Genomic DNA, 20,898 nt, shown 5'->3' on the forward strand with positions numbered 1-20,898 from the left:
GAGTCCGGAACGGCCGCCCAAGGGAAAAGCCGGGAAGCCGGCCGTCACGGCGGCGGACCGGCAGGCCATGCCGGGTTGATGTTCGCCTGCGACAAACGTCAGGAGCAGGTTCTCGCGACGATCCGTGCCGGAGCGTCTGACCGGCTCCGGGCGATGCGCGGCAACAAGCGGCAATCCGAACGACGCGGACAACACATCGATGGGCACCGACCGAACATGCCAAACGCATTCTCGAATCGGACATGTGCCCTGGAGAGAGGTGTGTCGATTTTCGCTATCATGGAAGGCTACTTCGATCGCTATTTGCTGAACAGCACCGGTCGCAGCCCCGTTCGCACGACAATCGCCACCCGCCGGGAGGGAGAGCGATTGTGTCAGCCGACCGGCACAAATCGCCAGGCGATCGTCTCGCCAGCGCGTAGCGGCACCAGCGAATCTCCCGGATAAGGCAAGGCCTCCGGTACGGTCCAGGATTCGCGCGCCAGCGTCACGCGGTCAGAATTGCGCGGCAAGCGGTAGAAATCCGCTCCGTGGAAGCTCGCGAACGCTTCGAGACGGTCCAGCGCGCCCACCGACTCGAAGGCCTCGGCATACAGTTCGATAGCGGCGTTGGCCGTGTACATGCCGGCGCAACCGCATGCCGCCTCCTTGGCGCCGCGGGCATGCGGCGCGCTGTCCGTCCCCAGGAAAAACTTCGGCGAACCGGAAGTCGCGGCGGCCAGCAGCGCCTTGCGATGCTCCTCGCGCTTGAGCACCGGCAGGCAATAGTGGTGCGGACGGATGCCGCCGGCGAACAGCGCGTTGCGGTTCATCAGCAGATGATGGGCGGTGATGGTCGCCGCCACGTTACCGTCCGCCGCCGCGACGTATTCGGCCGCCTGACGCGTGGTGATGTGCTCGAACACCACGCGCAGCGATGGCAGCCGCCTGCGCAGCGGTTCGAAAACCGTATCGATGAACACCGCCTCGCGATCGAATACGTCCACATCCGGATCGGTGACTTCACCATGAACCAGCAAGGGCACACCGTATTCGGCCATCGCCTCGAGAGCCGGCATGGCCTTGTCGACCGAGGTCACGCCGGCGTCGGAATTGGTGGTCGCGCCGGCGGGATACAGCTTCAAGGCGTGGACGAAGGGACTCTCCGATGCGCGCATGACTTCCGCGGCGGGAGTATTGTCGGTCAGATACAAGGTCATCAGCGGCTCGAACGCGCTGTCTGCCGGTCGTGCCGCCCGAATCCGGTCGCGGTAGGCGAGCGCCGCCTCCACCGTGGTCACCGGCGGTTTGAGATTGGGCATCACAATGGCGCGCCCCATCTGGCGACAGGTATCGGCCAGCACGGAGGCCATCGCCGCGCCATCGCGCAGATGCAGGTGCCAGTCGTCGGGGCGAACGATCGAAAGAGTCGTGGTCATGTCTGAGTCCTGCCTCACTTGCGTTTGAGTACCATGCGGAACTTGCCATCCTCTCGCACCGTCGACTCCACAAGCCCGTTGCCGGTCTGGCGGCAGAACGCCTCGAAGTCCTTGGGCGCGCCCGGGTCGGTGGCGATCACCTCGAGAACCTTGCCGCTCTCCATTTCCGCGAGCGCCTTTTTGGCGCGCAGGATGGGAAGCGGACAATTGAGTCCGGACAGGTCGATCAATTTGTCGGGCTGCATTTCGCGTATCCCTTTGCCGTTCACGTTACAATGGAAGTCATATTGTACATAGCATTGGGCGCCATGATGTGTGTGATTGCCTTCGCCTACAAGACCGGCAGGCTCGGACCCCTTGTCCTGCTGGCCAACCGCGACGAATACCACCGGCGTGAAACCGCGCCGCTCGACTGGTGGCAGGATCACCCCGGCACTTTGGGCGGTCGGGATCTGGAGGGGGGCGGCAGCTGGCTCGCGGTCGACAGCCGCGGCCGCCTCGCGGCGGTGACCAATATCCGCGACGGCTACCCGGTCAAGGCGCGCCTCTCGCGCGGCACGCTGGTGGAACGCTTCGTCACCGGAGACATGACCGCCCTGGAATTCGCCACGGAACTCGCTCAGAGCACCGGCGACTATGCGCCCTATAACCTGCTGTTCGGGCAAACCGACGATCTGTTTCATTTTCACAGCCGGACCGGGCGCATCACACGCGTCACACCGGGCGTGCACACCCTGTCCAACGCCACGCTCGATACCCCGTGGTTCAAGTGCCAGCGGCTCGCCGACCAACTCTCCTGCGCCCCCCGCCCCCCCAGCGAGGACGATGCCTTCGAATGGCTGTACGACCGCCATGCGGCGCCGCCCGAGCTGTTGCCCAACACGGGCGTCGGCACGGCGCTCGAACGCCTCTTGTCGCCGGTGTTCGTCGAGGCGCGGGACTACGGAACACGGGCCTCGATGCTGTTGACCGTCTCCGCCCGCGGAGACATCCAGTTCGCCGAACGCAGTTTCGGACTCGCCTGCCGGGAAACCGGTCGGCGCCGCTATACGCTCCGGCCGGGACAAATGATCCCGCCGGGCGCCACCAAAGGAGCCGTTTCTTGAAAAAACTCGTCCTGCTGACCGGCCTGTGCCTTTTGAGCGCGGCAGCCTCGGCCGAATACAAGCGCCATTACAACACCAACTACGCCCTGCCCGACGAGGGCCCGTGGGAGGAATCGGCTTACACGCTGCCCGCCTACCCGGGAGCCGAAGGCTTCACCGCTCTGGACGTACCGCGTACCGAGGGCACCCGCTACCTTGTCGAAGAGAAAAGCCTGACCATCACACCGGATGGCGTGGTTCATTACGTATTGAAGGTGGTCACCCCGCGCGGTGCGGAAAACCTCAGTGTCGAAGGGTTGCAGTGCGCGAAAAAGCGGATTCGCAACTATGCGTTCGGCGATAATGTGAACAAGCGCTGGATCGAATCGGTGAATGGCGCTTGGCGCGACTGGAGCCGCCAGGACAAGGTACGGGTGACGGTGCGTGAAACGCTCTGCCCCGACGGCTTTGCTCCCAAAAGCGCCGAAGAGGCCGTGACACTGCTGAAAAAAGCCGCGCCGCGTCAGTAGCCGGCGGCGCGCAGGCCGACGCGGACCAGCCGGATCGCCAGGAGGAGGGCGGCGCCGGCCGTCAAGCCTAGCACAAGGCGCCCGTTGCGCCGGATCGTGCGCGCATCCCCGGCCGGGGCCGCGCGCACCATTGTCCAGCAGACAGTCAGCATGGCGCACAGCGCCATCGCTCTGGCCAGTCCCGCAAGCATCATGTCACACCACCTCCGGCACGCTGTGGAAGCTGGACGGCACTTCCGATGGATCGGAAAAACTCACGAACTCCCAGGCCGAAGGCCGCGACAGCAGTTCGCGCAGCAGTTGATTGTTCATCGCATGGCCCGACTTGTGGCCGGAGAAATGAGCGATCAGCGGATGACCGACGATATACAGGTCCCCGATGGCGTCGAGAATCTTGTGTCTGACGAACTCGTCGGGAAACCTCAGCCCTTCCGGATTGAGCACATAGTCGTCATCGATAACGATCGCGTTGTCGAGGCTGCCGCCAAGGCCGAGGCCGTGATTGCGCATGTATTCGACTTCGTGCATGAAACCGAAGGTCCGCGCCCGGCTGATTTCCTCGATATACGAGCGGTGCGCGAAATCCACTTCGACTTTCTGCGGAGCCAGATTGAACGCCGGATGGTTGAATTCGATGGACAAGGTGACCTTGAATCCATCCAGAGGATCCAGGCGCACCCACTTGTCGCCCTCGACGACCGCAACCGGTTCGAGAACGCGAATGAATTTCTTCGGGACGGGCTGCTCGACGATGCCCGCCGTCTGAACGAGAAACAGGAAGGGCGCGGCGGAGCCATCCATGATGGGGATCTCCGCCGCGGTCACTTCCACGACCAGATTGTCGATGCCAAGACCCGCCAGGGCCGACATCAGGTGCTCGATGGTGCCGACACGCACACCGGTCGGATCGACCAGTGTCGAGGAGAGACGCGTGTCGTTGACAAGCACCGGTTCCGCCTTGACCTTCACCGGCTCGGGCAAGTCGGTGCGGACAAAGGTGATGCCGGAATCGGGCGGCGCCGGGCGAAGGGTAAGACGCACCCGTTCGCCGGAGTGCAAACCCACACCGGTCGCGCTGATCGCTTCTTTGAGCGTGCGCTGCAATATCATGGCGGACTCACTGGTTTTTACAGGGATGGGGTGAGTTTAGCACAGCCGATGGCTCGCTTTTATTGATTACTCACACAACCCTGATAGTCCGCAGCTATCAATCAGCCTGCTTGCGCAGGAATGCCGGAATATCGTAGGACTCGCTCACCTCCGGATTGGAAAAATCCAGCGCCTGCCCGCCACGACGCGGACTCTTGCGAATGATGGCCGGGGTATCGAATTCGTCGTAGTTGAGCACGTCAACCGGACGGTTGTCGGTACCGGTCTTCACGACCTTGATGTATTCCGGACGCTCTTCGCGATTGCCATTCTTGCGCTGGCCAAGGCCCGTCGCGATCAGGGTCACGCGGATGGTGTCTTCGGCCATGTCCTCGACTTCGGCGGTACCGAACTTGACCTGGGCGTCTTCGTCCGCGTACTGGCGGATGATGCTCATGATCTCGCGATACTCGCTCATCTTCAGGCAGCCTGGCGCGGTGGAAATGTTCACCAGCACGCCGCGCGCGCCCTCCAGGGTGATGTTGTCGAGCAGCGGGCTCGCCACGGCCTGTTCGGCCGCCACGCGGGCGCGGTCGATACCGGAGGCATAGGCCGAGCCCATCATCGCCAGGCCCATTTCACTCATCACGGTGCGCACGTCGGCGAAGTCCACGTTGATCAGGCCCGGGCAGGTGATGACTTCGGCGATACCGGCCACCGCGCCCTTGAGCACGTCGTCGGCCGCGCGGAACGCTTCGCGCATCGTCACGTCCTCGCCCAGCACTTCCATCAGTTTTTCGTTGGGGATGACGATCAGGGAGTCGACGTGTTTTTTCAGATCGTCGATGCCGGCCTGAGCCACCTTCATCCGCTTGCCTTCATGGTCGAAGGGACGGGTCACCACGCCCACGGTCAGAATGCCCATTTCCTTGGCCACTTCGGCGAAAACCGGCGCCGCGCCGGTACCGGTGCCGCCGCCCATGCCAGCGGTAATGAACACCATGTTCGCGCCACGCAGCATTTCGGTGATGCGCTCGCGATCCTCCAGGGCGGCGTTGCGGCCGACATCCGGATTCGCGCCGGCGCCCAGACCCTTGGTCAGATTGCTGCCAAGCTGCACTTTCACCGGCGCCTTGTTGCGCTTGAGCGTTTGCGCATCGGTATTGGCGCAGATGAAGTCCACGCCCTGCACCTTGTTGTCGATCATGTTGTCGATGGCGTTGCAACCGCCGCCGCCGATACCGATGACCTTGATCACGGCTTCCTGAGCCGTTTCCTGCATGACTTCGAATACCATTCCGCTCATTTTTCTCTCCTCATAAAGATGAGCATCCAACGACTTTTCAACTACGCCCGAAAAATCCGGCTTTTCTCAGAAATTGCCGGCAAACCATGCTTTCATGCGCGACAGGAGCTGTCCCACTCCCGCGCTTTCGCTCTTCGGACCGACATGGCCCTGAAGCTGCTCCTTGCCGAACAGCATCAGACCGACACCGGTCGAGAAACGCGGCGTCTTGACCACTTCGGCCAAGCCACCGACATACTTGGGTACGCCGATGCGCACCGGCATGTGGAACACCTCCTCCGCGAGCTCCACCATGCCCGGCATCAGGCTTGCGCCGCCGGTCAGCACGATGCCGCTGGAGAGCAGCTCCTCGAAACCGCTGCGACGCAGTTCCTGCTGCACCAGCTGGAACAACTCCTCGACGCGCGGCTCGACCACCTCGGCGAGCGTGGCGCGCGACATCTGGCGCGGTCCGCGCTCTCCGACGCCGGGCACCTCGATCATCTGCCCCGGATTGGCGAGGCTCACCAGCGCGACACCGTGCTGGATCTTGATATCCTCGGCTTCCTTGGTCGGCGTGCGCAGGGCCATGGCGATATCGTTGGTGATCTGGTCGCCGGCGATCGGGATCACCGCGGTATGGCGGATCGCGCCGTTGGCGTACACGGCGATATCCGTGGTGCCGCCGCCGATGTCGATCAGGCAGACGCCCAGATCCTTCTCGTCCTCGGACAGCACCGCGATGGCCGAGGCCATCGGCTGCAGCACCAGATCGGCGACTTCCAGACCACAGCGCCGCACGCACTTGGTCACGTTCTGCGCGGCGGATACCGCGCCCGTGACGATGTGCACCTTCGCTTCCAGCCGGACACCGCTCATGCCCAGAGGCTCGCGCACCCCTTCCTGGCCGTCGATGCTGTACTCCTGGGTCAGGATGTGCAGCACCTGGTGATCCGGCGGAATGGTCACGGCGCGCGCCGTCTCGATCACGCGGTCGATATCCATCTGGGTCACTTCGCGGTCCTTGATCGCCACCATGCCGTGCGAGTTCACGCTCTTGATGTGGCTGCCGGCGATACCGGCAAACACTTCATGAATCTTGCAGTCGGCCATCAGTTCGGCTTCCTCGAGGGCGCGCTGGATCGCCTGCACGGTGGACTCGATGTTCACCACCATGCCGCGCTTGAGACCGCGCGACGGCGTCTGGCCCATACCGACAATATTGAGTTGGCCATCTTCCAGCACTTCGGCGACGATCGCGACGATCTTCGACGTGCCGATGTCGAGGCCAACCAACATGTTTTTGCTTTCCTTCGGTTTGCTCACCTGTCGCTCCAACTGCTTACTTTTTTCCCGAGGCCGCGGGCGCCCGGTAATCGGGCATCCTCACGGCAAATCCGTTAGGGTAGCGCATGTCCACATACTCGATGTGGTACGGCAGCGCCGCCAATGTCTCTTTCCAGTGCGAGGCGAAGCGCGCCACCCGGCTCTCCACTTCCCCCCTGCCCAACTCCAGCCGGATGCCGTTGTCCAGTCCGAGGCGCCATGCGCGCCGGTCGGACAACCACACCGTGGCCGGTTTCAATCCCGAGACTCCCAGTTCCTCGCGGAACTTTTCCAGCATCAGGCTCATTTCCTTCTGGCTGCCGGCCGGACCGGACAGCACCGGAAGCGCCTCGTCGCTCGCCGCGTCGAACCACTCGCCGCGAACGCTCACCAGGCCGTTCTCGCCCCAGCGCGCCAGCGCGACATGCTCATCCACCTCGATGTCCAGGGTATCCGGCCAGCGCCGCCTCACCTGGGCGTCGCGCACCCAGGGCAGCTTGCCGAACGCCGCCCGGGTCTTGTCGATATCGAGCGTGAAGAACGTCCCGGACAATTCATGCTCGGCGATGAACCGCAACTGCTCGGGGGTTACCCGCTTCATATGCCCGCTGATCTGGATGCGTTTGACCGGAAATACCGGCGCATGCGTCACCCAAAACCCAGATGCATACAAAACCATCAATAATGATGCAAAAAGCAATACATCCGCCAGCCCTTTTAGCGCCTTGTGGTTATCCCACATGCGCCATTTCCAGGATGGCCACGCATAAATCCTCGTAACTCATCCCTTCCGCGCGGGCGGCCATCGGTACCAGACTGTGACTCGTCATGCCCGGAGAGGTGTTCACTTCCAGCAGGTAAGGCTCGCCGGCCTCATCCATCAGGAAATCGACCCGTCCCCATCCGCGGCCGCCCACCACGCGGAAGGCGGCGAGGCACAACTCGCGCAGCCGCGCTTCCGTTTGCGCATCGAAACCGGCGGGACAACGGTAGACCGTGTCGTCGCGGAAATATTTCGCCTGGTAGTCGTAAAACTCCGTGGCCGGTTCGATCTTGATCGTCGGCAGCGCGCGATCGCCGATGATGCCGCAGGTGTACTCGCCGCCACCGATGAAGCGCTCGGCGATCACGAGCTTGTCGTAACGCGCGGCTTCCGCCCAGGCGGCCCGCAAGCCGCCATGCGCCTTGACCTTGGTCACGCCGATGCTCGATCCCTCGGTTGCCGGTTTGACGAAAATCGGCAAGCCCAGTTGCGCCTCCACGGCATCGAAATCGCTATTCGCATCCAGCAGCACGAATTCCGGAACCGGCAGTTCCGCGCCTTTCCATAACAGCTTGGTGCGCCATTTGTCCATGCAGATCGCCGAAGCCATCACGCCCGGGCCGGTGTAAGGCAGCTTCATGCTGTCCAGCACCCCCTGCAGGGTGCCATCCTCGCCAAAGGGGCCGTGCAGGGCGATGAACGCCCGCTCGAACCCTTCGGCTTTCAAGGCTTCGAGCGGCTTTTCCGCCGGATCGAACGCATGGGCGTCGACACCGCGCGAACGCAGGGCGGCGAGCACGCCGTTACCGCTCATCAGCGAGACTTCCCGCTCGGAGGACGTCCCTCCCATCAATACCGCGACTTTGCCGAACTGCTTCATTGCTGCTGTCCTGTCTTTGCCCGGGCCAGGGCGACAACCTTGGCCGGCACGGCGCTCACCGAGCCCGCTCCCATCGTTACCAGCACGTCGCCGTCTTCGGCGGCGGCGAGAATCGCCTCCGGAAATTCCGCGATGTTTTCCACAAAACGCGGCTCCACCTTGCCCGTCACGCGCAGCGCGCGGGCCAGGGCCCGCCCGTCGGCGGCCACGATGGGCGCCTCGCCCGCCGCGTACACCTCGCCGAGAATCAGCGCATCGACCGTGCTCAACACCTTGACGAAGTCTTCGAACAGATCTCGGGTACGGGTGTAGCGGTGCGGCTGGAACGCCAGCAGCAGGCGCCGCCCCGGGAACGCGCCACGTACGGCGGCCAGGGTCGCGGCCATTTCCACCGGGTGGTGACCGTAGTCGTCGACCACGGCGAAGGTGCCGCCGCGCGGCGCCTCGACATCCCCGTAACGCTGGAAGCGCCGGCCCACGCCGGCAAAGTCGGCCAGACCCTTGCGGATCGATTCCACATCGGCGCCGCACTCAAGACCGATGGCGATCGCGGAGAGCGCATTGAGCACGTTGTGACGACCCGGCAGATTCAACACCACCGAGAAGCGGTTTTCCACGCCATTTTTCACTACCACGTCAAAACGCATGCGGCCATGGTCCGCCTCGACGTTCTCGGCGCGGATATCGGCCGATTCGTCAAAGCCGTACGTCGTCACCGGCTTGTTGATGCGCGGCAGGATATCGCGCACGTTCGCATCGTCCACGCACAGCACGGCGCGGCCGTAAAACGGCAGGCGATGAGCGAAGTCGACGAACGCCTGCTTGAGCTTTTCAAAACTGTGCTCGTAGGTGTCCATATGGTCGGCGTCGATATTCGTCACCACCGCCATCACCGGCGTCAGGTGCAGGAACGACGCATCCGACTCGTCGGCCTCCGCCACCAGGAAGTCGCCGCGGCCCAGACGGGCATTGGTTCCCGCGGCGGTCAGGCGTCCACCGATCACGAAGGTCGGATCGAGACCGGCGGCGGCCAGCACCGACGCCACAAGACTGGTGGTGGTGGTCTTGCCGTGCGTTCCGGCGATGGCGATGCCCTGCTTGAAGCGCATCAGCTCGGCCAGCATCATCGCGCGCGGAATCACCGGGATGTGGCGGCGCTTGGCTTCGACCACTTCGGGGTTATCGTTCTTCACCGCCGTGGAGGTCACCACCACGTCGGCGCCTTCCATATAAGTCGCGTCATGCCCGAAAAACACGCGGGCGCCCTGATCCATCAGGCGGCGCGTGGCGGCCGTGTCGGCCATGTCGGTGCCCGAGACGGTGTAACCCAGGCTCAGCAGCACCTCGGCGATGCCGCACATGCCGACGCCACCGATTCCGACAAAATGTATGTGTTTGACTCTGTGTTTCATTTCAGTCCTGTCACGGCCTCGCATTCGTCGGCCACCCGGCGGGCGGCATCGGGAATGGCGAGAAGCCTTGCGCGACGCGCCATCTGCAGGCATTCGTCGCGTGTCGTCGATTTCAGGAGGCTGGCCAACCCTTCGGCCGTCAGCACATGCTGCGGCACGAGGCGGGCGGCGCCGGCCTCCGACAGATACCTGGCATTGCCGGTCTGGTGATCGTCCACCGCGAAGGGGTACGGCACCAGAATGCTGCCAACCCCGGCGGCGGCGAGCTCGGCGACGGTCAACGCCCCCGCCCGGCACAACACGAGATCGGCGTCGGCATAGCGGGCGGCCATGTCGTCGATGAATGCGAGGCATTCGGCGTCGACACCGGCCGCGCGGTAGTTTTCCTTCAAGGTCCCGATCTCTTTCGCCCCCGCCTGATGCGTCACCAGCGGCCTGTCGCCCTCGGACAGCAGCGCGATGGCCTCGGGCAACAGGGTATTGAACACGCGGGCCCCCAGGCTGCCGCCGACCACCAGGAGGCGCAACGGTCCCTGACGGCCCTCGAAGCGCTCCTCGGGACCGGGCAGCGCGGCGATCTCTTCGCGCACCGGATTGCCCACCATGCCATCGAGACAGGGGAAAGCGGACGGAAACGCGAACAGGGTGCGGCGCGCCAGACGCGACAGCACGCGATTGGTCAGACCGGCAACGGAATTCTGCTCGTGGATCACCAGCGGTTTGCCGCACAGCACCGCCATCAGCCCGCCCGGGAAACCCGTGTAGCCGCCGAAGCCGATCGCCAGCGCCGGCCGGTGCCGGCGCAGCACGCCGAAGGTTCTCAGCAGCGCGCGCAGCATCATCGGCGGCAGCGACAGCCAGCGGCGCAGTCCGTTGCCGCGCATGCCGGCGATTTTCAGGGTTTCGATCGCATAGCCGTGCTGCGGAACGAGACGGGTTTCCATCCCGCCTTCCGCGCCGAGCCAGATCACTTCCCAGCCCCGGGCGCTCATCTCGCGGGCGACCGCCAGCCCCGGGAAGATGTGCCCCCCGGTACCGCCGGCCATGATCATCACGGTTTTGCGTGCCATATCCTCTAAACCTTGTAGCCGCGCATGATGCGGCGATTCTCGTAATCCACTCTCAGGAGCACGGCCATGGCGATGAGATTCATCAGCATGGCCGACCCGCCGAACGACATCAGTGGCAGGGTCAGGCCTTTGGTCGGCAACAGCCCCATGTTCACGCCGATGTTGAAAAACGCCTGCACGCCGAGCCAGATTCCCAGCCCCTGCGCGACGAGCGCCTGGTAATACCGCTCCAGCTTTTTCGATTCCACACCGATGTGAAAGGCGCGACGCACGATCCATGCGTACAGACCGATCAGCACGCAGATCCCGACAAAGCCGAACTCCTCGGCGATCACCGCCAGAATGAAGTCGGTGTGCGCCTCGGGCAGATAAAAGAGCTTTTCCACACTGCCGCCCAGCCCTACGCCGAACCATTCGCCCCGCCCGATCGCGATCAGCGAGTGCGACAGCTGGTAACCCTTGCCGAACGGATCGTCCCACGGGTCCATGAAACCCAGCACGCGCTTGAGACGGTACGGCGAGGAGACGATCAGCAAGGTCACCGCCACCACCGCCATCGCCGCGAGCCCCGAAAAAATCCGCATGTTGATGCCGCCCAGGAACAACAGTCCCATCGCGATGCTCAGCACCACCATCAGCGCGCCGAAATCGGGCTCGCGCAAGAGCAGGAACCCCACCACGATCATCGCGGCGAACATCGGCGCGAAGCCTTCCTTCAGACTGTGCAAGAGGTGCGATTTACGCACCGTGTAGTCGGCCGCGTACAGCACCGTGGCGAACTTCATCACCTCCGAGGGCTGCAGGTTCAGCACGAACAGCGAAATCCAGCGGCGCGAGCCATTCACCACGCGGCCGATGCCCGGGATCAGCACGAGCAGCAGCAGCACCAGACCGATCAGGAACAGCTTTCCCGAATACTTTTGCCAGAAACGCGTCGGCACCTGAAAGGCGGCATACCCCGCCGACAACCCAATTGACATGAAAATCACATGTCGTATCAGGTAGTAATACCTGTTTTGCGTCGCCGCATCGCCTTCGGCATAGGCGATCGAGGCCGAGTAAACCATCACCAGACTGATCGACAGCAAGAGCGCGAGCGCCCAGGCCAGCGCCTCGTCGATCGGAGCGATGGCGGCATAGCGCCTCGGCCCGTGCACGATCATCGTGCGGCCTCCCTGGCCATGGCTTCGACCTCGCCGATGAAAACCTCGGCGCGATGGGCATAGTTGCGGAACATGTCGAGGCTCGCGCAGGCCGGCGAGAGCAACACCGCATCACCCGACCTGGCGATTTGCGCGGCTTCGCGCGTTGCCTTTTCCAGAGTGTCGCAGCGCACGACCGGGATCTCTCCGTCCAGCGCCGCCTCGATCTTGTCCGCATCGCGGCCGATCAGCACCACCGCGCGCGCGACGCCGCGACAGGCGGCGCGCAGCGGCGTGAAATCCTGCCCCTTGCCGTCGCCCCCGGCGATCAGCACCACCGGACGCGTCATACCGTACAACGCGGCCTCGGTGGCGCCGACATTGGTGCCTTTCGAGTCGTCGATGTAGGTCACGCCGGCCACCTCGGCGACTTTCTCCACCCGGTGCGGCAAGCCGCGGAACGTGGTCAGCGCCTCGAGCAGCACGGAGCGCGGCAGGCCGATGCCTTCGCACAAGGCCAGCGCCGCCAGTGCGTTCGCCGCGTTGTGCAGGCCTTCGAGCTGAAGCGAGCCGACCGGCAACACGGGGCTCCCGGACGCGGCAAGCACGTACCGGCCGTTCGCGTCTTTTTGCAGGTGGTAATCCGCGACCTGCGCCAGCGAGAACCAGCGCACCTCATGGCCGGGCCGCGCCATCGCGCGCACCAGCGCGTCGTCGCGATTGAGCACCTGCACGCCCCGCCCGGTGAATACCGCGCTCTTGGCATGGGCGTAATCGAGCAGATCGTTGTAACGATCGAGGTGATCCTCGGAAATGTTCAGCACCGTCGCGGCATCCGCTTCGAGGCTGTACGTCGTCTCCAACTGGAAGCTCGACAGCTCGAGCACCCACACGTCGGGCCGCTTGCCCGCCTCCTCGCGCTCCATCAGCGCCTCGAGCACCGGCAAACCGATATTGCCCGCCACCACGGTATCGAGACCGGCGGCGCGGCACAGATGGCCGACCAGCGAGGTCACCGTGGTCTTGCCGTTGGAGCCGGTAATGGCGATGACCCGGCTGCCGTCGCGCGCGATCGCGCGCGCCAGAAGCTCGATGTCGCCGACCACTTCACCGCCGGCCTTGCGCCAGCGCGCCAGCGCGGGCGTCGACAGGGGCACGCCGGGACTCGTCACCACAAGATCGGCGCCGGCGAAGGTCAGTTCATCAAACTCGCCAAGAGCGAGGTCGACTCCCGGCAGCGCCGTCTGGAAACGATCCAGGTTGGGCGGCATCTCGCGGCTGTCGGCGACCGTCACGCGCGCGCCTCGGGCGGCCAGATAGCGCGCCGTGGCAAGCCCGGTATCTCCGAGCCCGACTACCACGATGTGACGGTTATCGAATCGCATATTCACTTCATCCTCAACGCAGCTTGATGGTGGACAATCCGGCCAGCACCAGCATGATGGTGATGATCCAGAAACGGACCACCACCTGGGTTTCCTTCCAGCCCTTCAATTCGTAGTGATGATGCAGCGGCGCCATGCGGAACACGCGCTTGCCGGTCAGCTTGAACGAGGTCACCTGGATCATCACCGACATGGCCTCCATCACGAACAGTCCGCCCATGATGAACAGCACGATCTCCTGGCGAACGATCACGGCCACCGCGCCGAGGGCCGCGCCGAGCGCGAGGGCGCCAACGTCGCCCATGAACACCTGGGCCGGATAGGCGTTGAACCACAAAAAGCCCAGGCAGGCGCCGCAGATGGCCGCGCAGAACACCGCCACCTCATGCGCCCCCGGAATGAACGGCAGGCCCAGATAACGGGAAAACACCGCGTGACCGGCGATATACGCGAAAATCGCGAGCGCCGCCGAGACCAGCACGATGGGCAGCGCGGCGAGTCCGTCAAGGCCGTCGGTCAGGTTCACCGAGTTGGAGGTGCCGACGATCACGAGATAGGTCAGCACGCAAAAACCCAGCGCGCCGAACGGATACACGACATTCTTGAAGAACGGCACGATGAATTCCGTCGTCGCGGGCAGACTCGCGGTACCGACCAGGAATACCCCCGTGCCGATCGCGATCGCCGATTGCCAGAACATCTTGCCGCGCGCCGACAGTCCTTTCGGATCGCGGTACACCACCTTGCGCCAGTCGTCATAGAATCCGATCGCGCCGGTACCGAACAGCACGGCGAGCAGCAGCCATACGTACTTGTTGCGCAGGTCGGCCCACAACAGCACGGTGATACCGATGGACAACAGGATGAGGGTGCCGCCCATGGTCGGCGTGCCGGCTTTCACGAGGTGGGTCTGCGGCCCGTCGGAACGCACCGCCTGGCCCACCTTCAGTTCGGTCAGCTTGCGAATCACCCACGGCCCCATGGCCAGGGAGATGCCCAGCGCCGTCAACGACGCCAGGACGGCACGCAACGTCACATAATTGAAGACGTTGAACGCCCGGATATGATGAGCAAGCCATTCGGCCAACCAGACAAGCACGTTACACTCCCTCTTTGCGATGACCGCTCAAATGCTCCACCACGCGTTCCATGCGCATGAAGCGAGAACCCTTGACCAGCACGGTGCTGCCGGGTTCAAGATTGCCATCGAGCCATGCCAACAGCGGCTCGATCGACTCAAAATGCCTGGCGCCCTCGCCGAAAGCGTCGGCGGCGTGACGGCTCGTCGCGCCCAGCGAGACGAAAACCTCGATGCCGACACGGCGCGCATGCTCGCCGACTTCGGCATGCAGGGCCGGCGCAGTGTCACCCAGCTCCCCGATGTCCCCCATCACGAACACCCGCGGAGCGGAGGCGCGGGCCAGCACGTCCAGCCCGGCTTTCATCGAATCCGGATTGGCGTTGTAGGTGTCGTCGATCAGCGTGACACCCCGCTGAGCGGCGATCCGCATCAGCCGGCCTTTCACTCCGCGAAACGCCGCGAGGCCGACGGCAATGTCTTCCACCCCGAGTCCCAGGGCATGGGCCAACGCGGCGGCGGCCAGCGCATTGCGCACGTTGTGCTCGCCGGCGGCGGGCAGCGCCACGTCCGCCTCGCCATCCGGCGCGACAAGCACGAACCGGCTGGAGGTCTCCGCCAGCGCCACGTCGCGCGCCGTCACGTCGGCCCCCGCGAGGCCGAAGCCGATCCGGCGGCGAGCGCAGTTCTGTTCGGCAAACCGCGCCGCGTTCGCATCGTCCAGATTGATCACGGCGATGCCGTCCGGTCCCAGCCCGGCGAAAATCTCGCCCTTGGCGCGGGCGATGCCCTCCACGCCGTCGAACTCGCCCAGATGCGCGCGCATCGCGTTGTTCACCAGCGCGACATCGGGAGCGGCGATGCGTGTCAGGTAGTCGATTTCGCCGGTGTGGTTCATGCCCATCTCGATCACCGCGTAACGGTGCGTGTCATTCAGTTCGAGCAGGGTCAACGGCAAACCGATATCGTTGTTCAGGTTGCCGCGCGTGGCGAGCACGGCCTCCTCGCCGGCTTTGGCGCGCAGGATGGCCGCCAGCATTTCCTTGACGGTGGTCTTGCCGTTGGAGCCGGTGATGCCGACCAGCGGCACGGAGAACCGGCGTCGCCAGCCGGCGGCCAGCCGGCCCAGGGCAAGGCGGGTGTCGTCGACGGCGATCAACGGGGCGCCGGGCAGATCGAAGCCGCGCGCGACCAGCGCGGCGGACGCGCCGCGGGAGAGCGCGTCCGCGACGAAATCATGCGCGTCGAAGCGCTCGCCCTTGAGCGCCACGAACAGATCGCCCGCGCGCACCGTGCGACTATCGGTTGTCACGCGCAGGATCGTCCGGTCACCGCCGGTAAGTTCGCCACCGGCCAGACGGGCGGCGTCAGACAGCATCAGCATCGTGCGCCCTCCCCCATTCGGTCAGCGCGTCCTCGGCGACGCGGAAATCGGAAAACGGCCGCTTGACACCATTGATGTCCTGATACTCTTCGTGCCCTTTGCCGGCGATCAGCACGATATCCCCGGCGCGCGCCTCGCGGATCGCGCGGTGGATGGCTTCGCCCCGGTCCGCCTCGACAACGGGAGAACCCGGCATGCCGGCGAGAATCTCGCCGATGATGGTCTCGGGCCGCTCACTGCGCGGATTGTCGCTCGTCACGACGGGCACGTCGGCGAGCCGCGAGGCGATCTCGCCCATCATCGGACGCTTGCCGGCATCGCGGTCGCCGCCGCATCCGAACACGCAGAACAGGCGGCTTCCGGCCGGCCGGATCTCGGCGAGGGTTTCCAGCGCCTTTTCCAGGGAGTCCGGGGTGTGCGCGTAGTCGATGACCACCAGCGGCTCGTGCGCGCCGCCGATACGCTGCATGCGGCCGCGCGCGGGCTGGATCATCGCCAGGACACGGACGGCTTCTTCCAGCGCCACGCCGTTGACACACAAGGCGGACAGACAGGCCAGCAGGTTGGACGCGTTGAATCGGCCCAACAGCGACGAGCGGATATCCGCCTCGCCCCAAGGGGTCGTCACGCGCATCGCCAGGCCATCCAGGGTGGCGGACAGGTTCAGCGGACGCACATCGCCGCCGTCAAGACCGTAGCGCACCACGTCGACACTCGGGTCGAGCCGGGTCGCAAGATCCGCGCCGAACGCGTCGTCGACATAGATCACCGCATGGCGCAGGCCTTCCCAGTGGAACAGGCGGGCCTTTGACTCGCCATACGCCTCCATCGTGCCGTGATAGTCCAGATGATCGCGCGTCAGGTTGGTGAACAGGGCCGTGGAGAACGGCACGCCATTGGCGCGGCCCTGGTCGAGCGCGTGGGAGGAAACCTCCATGGTCACCACGTGCGCGCCCTGGCGGCGGTATTCCGCGAGTTTTTGCTGAATGACGACCGGATCCGGCGTGGTGTGCGTCGACGAGGCGAGTTCACCGTAAAAACCGCTGCCCACCGTGCCGATCAGCGCGGCCTTCTGCCCCAGCAGCGAAAAGGCCTGGGCCAGCCAGTGCGACAGGGAAGTCTTGCCGTTGGTGCCGGTGATGCCGATCATCACCATGTCACGCCCCGGATAGCCCAGCACACGGCCGGCGATCTCGCCGGAACGCTCGCGCAGGGCGGGCACGGCCAGATTCGGCACGTTCCAGGACGCATTCCAGGCAAAGCCGCCCGCCGGATCCCACAGCACGCCCACGGCGCCCTTCTCCAGGGCCATCGGGATGAAATCCCGGCCGTCGGTCTGCCCGCCGGGGAAGGCCAGGAACACGTCGCCGGGCAGAATGCGGCGACTGTCGACCTCCACGCGCCGGATGGCTCCGAGGGTTTCCAGTTGGGCCGGATCCCAGTCCGGCAGGCTTGTCTTGCGGCTTTTCATATCCTGTTTCTTCAATAATCCACAGGCACCGGAGTGGATTCCGGCACCAACGCGTTGTTGAACGGCTCGTCGGGCTGCACGTTGAGCACTCTGAGCGCGCCTCCGGCAATGCGGGAGAAAACCGGTGCCGCCACGGCGCCACCGTAGTACTTGCCGGCGGAAGGCTCGTCGATCATGACCGCCACGATCAGCCGGGAGCTCTTGCCCGGCGCAAACCCCATGAACAGGGCGCGGTGCTTGTCGGCGACATAGGTGCGGCCTTCCAGCTTGCGCGCCGTGCCGCTCTTGCCGCCGATGCTGTAACCGATGACCCGGCCTTGCTGCGCGCCGCCGCCTTCGCCGCTGTTGGCCACCAGGACCTGGCGCATGTCTTCGGCCGCCTTGCTGTTGAGCACGCGGCGGCCGCTGGTCGGGGTCGGCGACTTGTAAAGCGACATCGGGAGAAGCACGCCGTCATTGGCGAAAATCGTGTACGCCCGCGCCATCTGCAGCAGACTCACGGAGACGCCGTACCCGAAGGACATGGTGGCCTGCTCGATCGGCCGCCAGCTCTTGTAGTCGCGCAACCGGCCCGATGCCTCCCCGGGGAAGCCGGTGTTCGGGGCATGCCCGAAGCCCAGCGAATCGTAAAAACTCCAGAAATCCTTGGGGGGCACCATCAGCGCGAGCTTGCTCGCGCCGACGTTGCTCGACCGCTTGATGACACCCTCGATGTCCAGCGACGGGGACGGGGACACATCGCGGATCAAGGCCGGACCGATCGTATAGCTGTGGGTATCGAGCACGGTATGGCGATTGGCCTTGCCCTCTTCCAGGGCGATGGCGATGGACAGCGGCTTCATCGTCGAACCGGGTTCGAACAGGTCGATCACCGCGCGGTTGCGCATCATTTCGGGGGTGACGCCGACCCGGTTGTTGGGGTTGAACGACGGATAATTGGCCAGCGCCAGCAACTCGCCGGTATGGGCATCGAGCACCACGACGCCACCGGCGCGCGCCTTGTTTTCCTCAACGGCGTTCTTCAGTTCGCGGTAGGCGAGATACTGGATGCGGTAATCGATCGACAGCGCGACGGTCTGCCCGTCGTGAGGCGGCTGGATGGCGGCGACGTCCTCGATGATCTGGCCGCGGCGGTCCTTCAGCACCGTGCGGCGACCGTTGACGCCGGACAGCATTTTTTCGCGGGACAGCTCCACGCCTTCCTGACCCTTGCCGTCCACGCCGGTGAAACCGATGATGTGCGAGACGATTTCACCCGCCGGATAAAAACGCCGGTACTCCTGCTGCTTGGCGATGCCGGGGATGCCGAGCGCCATCACCTTGTCGGCGATCTCCGGATTGATCTGCCGCTTGATGTAGACGAATTCGCGCTTGCGGTCGGCCAGCTTGCTGTCCAGCTCCTGCGGCGACATTTCCAGCAGGCGTGCCAGTTCGCGCAGCTTGGCCGGCGGCACGGGTTCCATATCGGCGGGACTGGCCCAGATCGTCTGAACCGGCGTACTGATCGCCAGTGGTTCGCCGTTGCGATCGGTGATGAGCCCGCGGTTGGCCGGCAGGGTCATTTCGCGGCGGAAGCGCGCTTCGCCCTGATTGACGAGGAAGTCCTGCTGAACAACCTGCAGGTAAACAGCGCGCCCGACGAGCGCGAGGAACAGCACACCGATCGCGCCCAGCACAAAACGCACACGCCCTGGCGTCATGCGCAGGGCGGAGCTTGCCTGGGGTGTGCGGTGATTCAGCGAGTGGGAGCGCATCAGGTCCCCCCTCTCGGTGTCACGACCTGAACTTCTCGGGGATCGGGAGTATGCATGCCCAACCGTGTCGTCGCGGCTTTCTCGATCAACGCGTGGGCCCCCCAGGTCCCTTGTTCGAGCATCAGCTGGCCATACTCGACATCGAGGTCATGCTGGGATTTCTGTTCCTTTTGCAAGTCGCTGTAAAGCTTGCGGGCCACGTACTGCGAGGTCACCACGGACCAGGCGCACAGGACGAGGATGACAAGCAGGATGGCGTTCAACCTGTTCATGCCGCCACCTCCCGCCACGCGCCGCGCGTGCGTTCGGCCACGCGCATGATGGCGCTGCGCGCGCGCGCGTTATCCCGGACTTCCTCCTCGGAAGGCTTGACCGCCTTGCCCGCGAGTTTCAGCGGCGCTTCGGGCATATCGCTCGCGCGCACAGCGACCCAGGAGGGCAGCGTGTCCGTCGTGCTCGCTTCCCGCAGGAATTGCTTGACGATGCGGTCCTCGAGGGAATGAAAGCTGATCACCGCGAGACGGCCGCCCGGCGACAACCGCCTTGCCGCCTGTGGCAGGACATCGCGCAGCTCGTCGAGCTCGCGGTTGATGAAAATCCTTATCGCCTGGAACGTTCTCGTCGCCGGATCCTGACCCGGTTCCCGAGTACGGACGTTTTGCCCAACGAGGAGAGCGAGCTCACGCGTCGTCGTGATGGGACTGACTGCCCGTTGCGCAACAATGGCTGCTGCGATCTTGCGAGCAAACCGCTCTTCACCATAAGTCTTGATGACCTCCCAGATATCGGCCTCTTCGGCGGTGGCCAGCCATTCGGCCGCGGTACAGCCGCGGGACGTGTCCATGCGCATGTCCAGCGGCGCGTCGAAACGGAAGCTGAACCCCCGTCTTCCGTCGTCGATCTGCGGCGAGGAAATGCCCAGATCCATCAGCACGCCATCGACGGCGGCGATGCCAAGCCTGTCGAGTTCTTCGTCGAAGGCCGCGAAACCATTGTGCACAAGGGAAAACCGCGAATCTTCGCGAGAGAGCGCCTCGCCGACGGCGATCGCTTCGGGGTCCTTGTCGAACGCGACAAGGCGGCCTTCCGGCCCCAGCGCCGCCAGAATGCGCCGGCTATGACCGCCTCGACCGAACGTGCAGTCCACGTAGGTGCCGTCGGGGCGGATCGACAGGGCGGCGACGGCTTCGTCGAGCAGCACCGTGCGGTGAGAAAAGGCGGTGGCGCTCACAGCGTGAAATCTCCAAGGTGCCGGGCCAGGTCATCCTGATCGAGCTCCAGGGCGGCGCGGGTCTGGGCTTCCCATTCCTCGCTGTTCCACAGCTCGAAACGGTTGCCCATGCCGACAAGGGCGACGTCCTTGTCCAGACCGACAAGGTCGCGCAGACGGGATGGCAGAAGAATACGGCCGGCGGCGTCCATTTCCAGCGTTTCGGCATGACCAAGCACCAGACGTTGATAGCGCTTGAGCACGGGATTGCCGGCAGGCAGGGTCAGAAGCCGCGCTTCGACGGGTTTCCAGTTGGGTTCGGGATAAAGGAGCAAGTGATCCTGGGATTCGAGTGTCACGACCAGCCGGTGCCCGAACGCGGACAGCAGTGTCTCGCGGTGCCTGGCCGGAATGGCCAAGCGACCCTTGCTATCAAGAGACACTACGCTGACACCACCAATCATGATTCTCTGGACTGACCTCTCGCCGGGTGAAACTCCCCACAATGCCCCACTTTTCCCCACTTTCCGCCACTATAAGAAAGAACATGGCCGGGGTCAATATCAGCAAGAACGAATTCACCTTTTGCGACAAAGACTTAGCCGCAGCGTCAAAA

General features: G+C 64.4%; 21 protein-coding genes. 2 read left to right on the forward strand and 19 right to left on the reverse strand.

Annotated elements, in window-relative coordinates:
* Positions 1-374: 374 nt before the first annotated feature.
* Both pyrC and JNO50_RS18470 read right to left on the reverse strand, forming a co-directional pair.
* On the reverse strand, positions 375-1,418 hold the full coding sequence (gene pyrC / locus JNO50_RS18465) for a dihydroorotase (RefSeq protein ID WP_189531926.1): 1,044 nt from the start codon (positions 1,416-1,418) through the stop codon (positions 375-377).
* A gap of 14 nt (positions 1,419-1,432) precedes the next feature.
* Positions 1,433-1,663 carry a sulfurtransferase TusA family protein gene (locus JNO50_RS18470; protein WP_189531924.1) on the reverse strand — a complete coding sequence of 77 codons (231 nt, stop codon included), beginning with the start codon at positions 1,661-1,663 and terminating at the stop codon, positions 1,433-1,435.
* Between the two features lie 63 nt (positions 1,664-1,726).
* On the opposite strand from JNO50_RS18470, the gene JNO50_RS18475 reads away from it, so the two are divergent.
* Both JNO50_RS18475 and JNO50_RS18480 read left to right on the forward strand, forming a co-directional pair.
* Complete coding sequence (locus JNO50_RS18475; RefSeq protein WP_229804514.1) at positions 1,727-2,524, forward strand: NRDE family protein; 798 nt, start codon at positions 1,727-1,729, stop codon at positions 2,522-2,524.
* Positions 2,521-3,033 carry a CNP1-like family protein gene (locus JNO50_RS18480; protein WP_189531922.1) on the forward strand — a complete coding sequence of 171 codons (513 nt, stop codon included), beginning with the start codon at positions 2,521-2,523 and terminating at the stop codon, positions 3,031-3,033. Before JNO50_RS18475 ends, JNO50_RS18480 begins: the two co-directional genes overlap by 4 nt.
* Here JNO50_RS18480 and JNO50_RS18485 read toward each other — a convergent pair.
* From JNO50_RS18485 to mraZ, 17 genes are all read right to left on the reverse strand, one after another.
* Positions 3,027-3,227: a hypothetical protein gene (locus JNO50_RS18485; protein WP_189531920.1), complete on the reverse strand. Its 201-nt coding sequence runs from the start codon at positions 3,225-3,227 to the stop codon at positions 3,027-3,029. The genes JNO50_RS18480 and JNO50_RS18485 overlap by 7 nt on opposite strands.
* A 1-nt stretch (position 3,228) precedes the next feature.
* The gene (gene lpxC / locus JNO50_RS18490; RefSeq protein WP_215796600.1) at positions 3,229-4,140 is read right to left on the reverse strand and encodes a UDP-3-O-acyl-N-acetylglucosamine deacetylase; all 912 of its coding nucleotides are present in this window, start codon (positions 4,138-4,140) and stop codon (positions 3,229-3,231) included.
* Between the two features lie 100 nt (positions 4,141-4,240).
* Positions 4,241-5,428, reverse strand: coding sequence for a cell division protein FtsZ (gene ftsZ / locus JNO50_RS18495; RefSeq protein ID WP_189531916.1), 1,188 nt, complete (start codon positions 5,426-5,428; stop codon positions 4,241-4,243).
* A gap of 66 nt (positions 5,429-5,494) precedes the next feature.
* Entirely contained in the window at positions 5,495-6,706 is a 1,212-nt protein-coding gene (gene ftsA, locus JNO50_RS18500; RefSeq protein ID WP_215796425.1) for a cell division protein FtsA, read from the reverse strand.
* 43 nt (positions 6,707-6,749) lie between these two features.
* Positions 6,750-7,334: a cell division protein FtsQ/DivIB gene (locus JNO50_RS18505; protein WP_229804512.1), complete on the reverse strand. Its 585-nt coding sequence runs from the start codon at positions 7,332-7,334 to the stop codon at positions 6,750-6,752.
* A gap of 130 nt (positions 7,335-7,464) precedes the next feature.
* A complete protein-coding gene (locus tag JNO50_RS18510; protein WP_189531911.1) occupies positions 7,465-8,376 on the reverse strand; it encodes a D-alanine--D-alanine ligase in 912 nt (303 codons plus the stop codon).
* Positions 8,373-9,788, reverse strand: a complete 1,416-nt coding sequence (murC, locus tag JNO50_RS18515; protein ID WP_189531909.1) for a UDP-N-acetylmuramate--L-alanine ligase — start codon at positions 9,786-9,788, stop codon at positions 8,373-8,375. Before murC ends, JNO50_RS18510 begins: the two co-directional genes overlap by 4 nt.
* Positions 9,785-10,858 carry an undecaprenyldiphospho-muramoylpentapeptide beta-N-acetylglucosaminyltransferase gene (gene murG / locus JNO50_RS18520; protein ID WP_189531906.1) on the reverse strand — a complete coding sequence of 358 codons (1,074 nt, stop codon included), beginning with the start codon at positions 10,856-10,858 and terminating at the stop codon, positions 9,785-9,787. Before murG ends, murC begins: the two co-directional genes overlap by 4 nt.
* A gap of 5 nt (positions 10,859-10,863) precedes the next feature.
* Positions 10,864-12,021: a putative lipid II flippase FtsW gene (ftsW, locus tag JNO50_RS18525; RefSeq protein WP_189531904.1), complete on the reverse strand. Its 1,158-nt coding sequence runs from the start codon at positions 12,019-12,021 to the stop codon at positions 10,864-10,866.
* On the reverse strand, positions 12,018-13,385 hold the full coding sequence (gene murD, locus JNO50_RS18530; RefSeq protein WP_189531902.1) for a UDP-N-acetylmuramoyl-L-alanine--D-glutamate ligase: 1,368 nt from the start codon (positions 13,383-13,385) through the stop codon (positions 12,018-12,020). Before murD ends, ftsW begins: the two co-directional genes overlap by 4 nt.
* Before the next feature lie 13 nt (positions 13,386-13,398).
* The gene (gene mraY / locus JNO50_RS18535; RefSeq protein WP_189531900.1) at positions 13,399-14,484 is read right to left on the reverse strand and encodes a phospho-N-acetylmuramoyl-pentapeptide-transferase; all 1,086 of its coding nucleotides are present in this window, start codon (positions 14,482-14,484) and stop codon (positions 13,399-13,401) included.
* A gap of 1 nt (position 14,485) precedes the next feature.
* Positions 14,486-15,847 carry a UDP-N-acetylmuramoyl-tripeptide--D-alanyl-D-alanine ligase gene (locus JNO50_RS18540; RefSeq protein ID WP_189531898.1) on the reverse strand — a complete coding sequence of 454 codons (1,362 nt, stop codon included), beginning with the start codon at positions 15,845-15,847 and terminating at the stop codon, positions 14,486-14,488.
* On the reverse strand, positions 15,831-17,318 hold the full coding sequence (locus JNO50_RS18545) for a UDP-N-acetylmuramoyl-L-alanyl-D-glutamate--2,6-diaminopimelate ligase (RefSeq protein WP_189531896.1): 1,488 nt from the start codon (positions 17,316-17,318) through the stop codon (positions 15,831-15,833). The genes JNO50_RS18540 and JNO50_RS18545 overlap by 17 nt, the downstream gene beginning before the upstream one ends.
* Positions 17,319-17,329: 11 nt before the next feature.
* Positions 17,330-19,072: a peptidoglycan D,D-transpeptidase FtsI family protein gene (locus tag JNO50_RS18550; protein WP_189531894.1), complete on the reverse strand. Its 1,743-nt coding sequence runs from the start codon at positions 19,070-19,072 to the stop codon at positions 17,330-17,332.
* Positions 19,072-19,344 (reverse strand): cell division protein FtsL, encoded by a 273-nt coding sequence (gene ftsL, locus JNO50_RS18555; protein ID WP_189531892.1) that lies wholly within the window; start codon positions 19,342-19,344, stop codon positions 19,072-19,074. The genes JNO50_RS18550 and ftsL overlap by 1 nt, the downstream gene beginning before the upstream one ends.
* Complete coding sequence (gene rsmH, locus JNO50_RS18560; protein WP_189531890.1) at positions 19,341-20,303, reverse strand: 16S rRNA (cytosine(1402)-N(4))-methyltransferase RsmH; 963 nt, start codon at positions 20,301-20,303, stop codon at positions 19,341-19,343. The genes ftsL and rsmH overlap by 4 nt, the downstream gene beginning before the upstream one ends.
* Positions 20,300-20,746: a division/cell wall cluster transcriptional repressor MraZ gene (gene mraZ / locus JNO50_RS18565; protein ID WP_189531888.1), complete on the reverse strand. Its 447-nt coding sequence runs from the start codon at positions 20,744-20,746 to the stop codon at positions 20,300-20,302. Before mraZ ends, rsmH begins: the two co-directional genes overlap by 4 nt.
* Between the last annotated feature and the right edge of the window lie 152 nt (positions 20,747-20,898).

Source organism: Paludibacterium paludis (assembly GCF_018802605.1).
Lineage (GTDB): Bacteria > Pseudomonadota > Gammaproteobacteria > Burkholderiales > Chromobacteriaceae > Paludibacterium > Paludibacterium paludis.

Bases quoted from the DNA above. Each gene is read 5' to 3' on its own strand.
- pyrC (WP_189531926.1), bottom strand. From the start codon at position 1,418: ATGACCACGACTCTTTCGATCGTTCGCCCCGACGACTGGCACCTGCAT.
- JNO50_RS18470 (WP_189531924.1), bottom strand. From the start codon at position 1,663: ATGCAGCCCGACAAATTGATCGACCTGTCCGGACTCAATTGTCCGCTT.
- JNO50_RS18475 (WP_229804514.1), top strand. From the start codon at position 1,727: ATGATGTGTGTGATTGCCTTCGCCTACAAGACCGGCAGGCTCGGACCC.
- JNO50_RS18485 (WP_189531920.1), bottom strand. From the start codon at position 3,227: ATGATGCTTGCGGGACTGGCCAGAGCGATGGCGCTGTGCGCCATGCTG.
- ftsZ (WP_189531916.1), bottom strand. From the start codon at position 5,428: ATGAGCGGAATGGTATTCGAAGTCATGCAGGAAACGGCTCAGGAAGCC.
- ftsA (WP_215796425.1), bottom strand. From the start codon at position 6,706: ATGTTGGTTGGCCTCGACATCGGCACGTCGAAGATCGTCGCGATCGTC.
- JNO50_RS18505 (WP_229804512.1), bottom strand. From the start codon at position 7,334: ATGAAGCGGGTAACCCCCGAGCAGTTGCGGTTCATCGCCGAGCATGAA.
- JNO50_RS18510 (WP_189531911.1), bottom strand. From the start codon at position 8,376: ATGAAGCAGTTCGGCAAAGTCGCGGTATTGATGGGAGGGACGTCCTCC.
- murC (WP_189531909.1), bottom strand. From the start codon at position 9,788: ATGAAACACAGAGTCAAACACATACATTTTGTCGGAATCGGTGGCGTC.
- murG (WP_189531906.1), bottom strand. From the start codon at position 10,858: ATGGCACGCAAAACCGTGATGATCATGGCCGGCGGTACCGGGGGGCAC.
- ftsW (WP_189531904.1), bottom strand. From the start codon at position 12,021: ATGATCGTGCACGGGCCGAGGCGCTATGCCGCCATCGCTCCGATCGAC.
- murD (WP_189531902.1), bottom strand. From the start codon at position 13,385: ATGCGATTCGATAACCGTCACATCGTGGTAGTCGGGCTCGGAGATACC.
- JNO50_RS18540 (WP_189531898.1), bottom strand. From the start codon at position 15,847: ATGCTGATGCTGTCTGACGCCGCCCGTCTGGCCGGTGGCGAACTTACC.
- JNO50_RS18545 (WP_189531896.1), bottom strand. From the start codon at position 17,318: ATGAAAAGCCGCAAGACAAGCCTGCCGGACTGGGATCCGGCCCAACTG.
- JNO50_RS18550 (WP_189531894.1), bottom strand. From the start codon at position 19,072: ATGCGCTCCCACTCGCTGAATCACCGCACACCCCAGGCAAGCTCCGCC.
- ftsL (WP_189531892.1), bottom strand. From the start codon at position 19,344: ATGAACAGGTTGAACGCCATCCTGCTTGTCATCCTCGTCCTGTGCGCC.
- mraZ (WP_189531888.1), bottom strand. From the start codon at position 20,746: ATGATTGGTGGTGTCAGCGTAGTGTCTCTTGATAGCAAGGGTCGCTTG.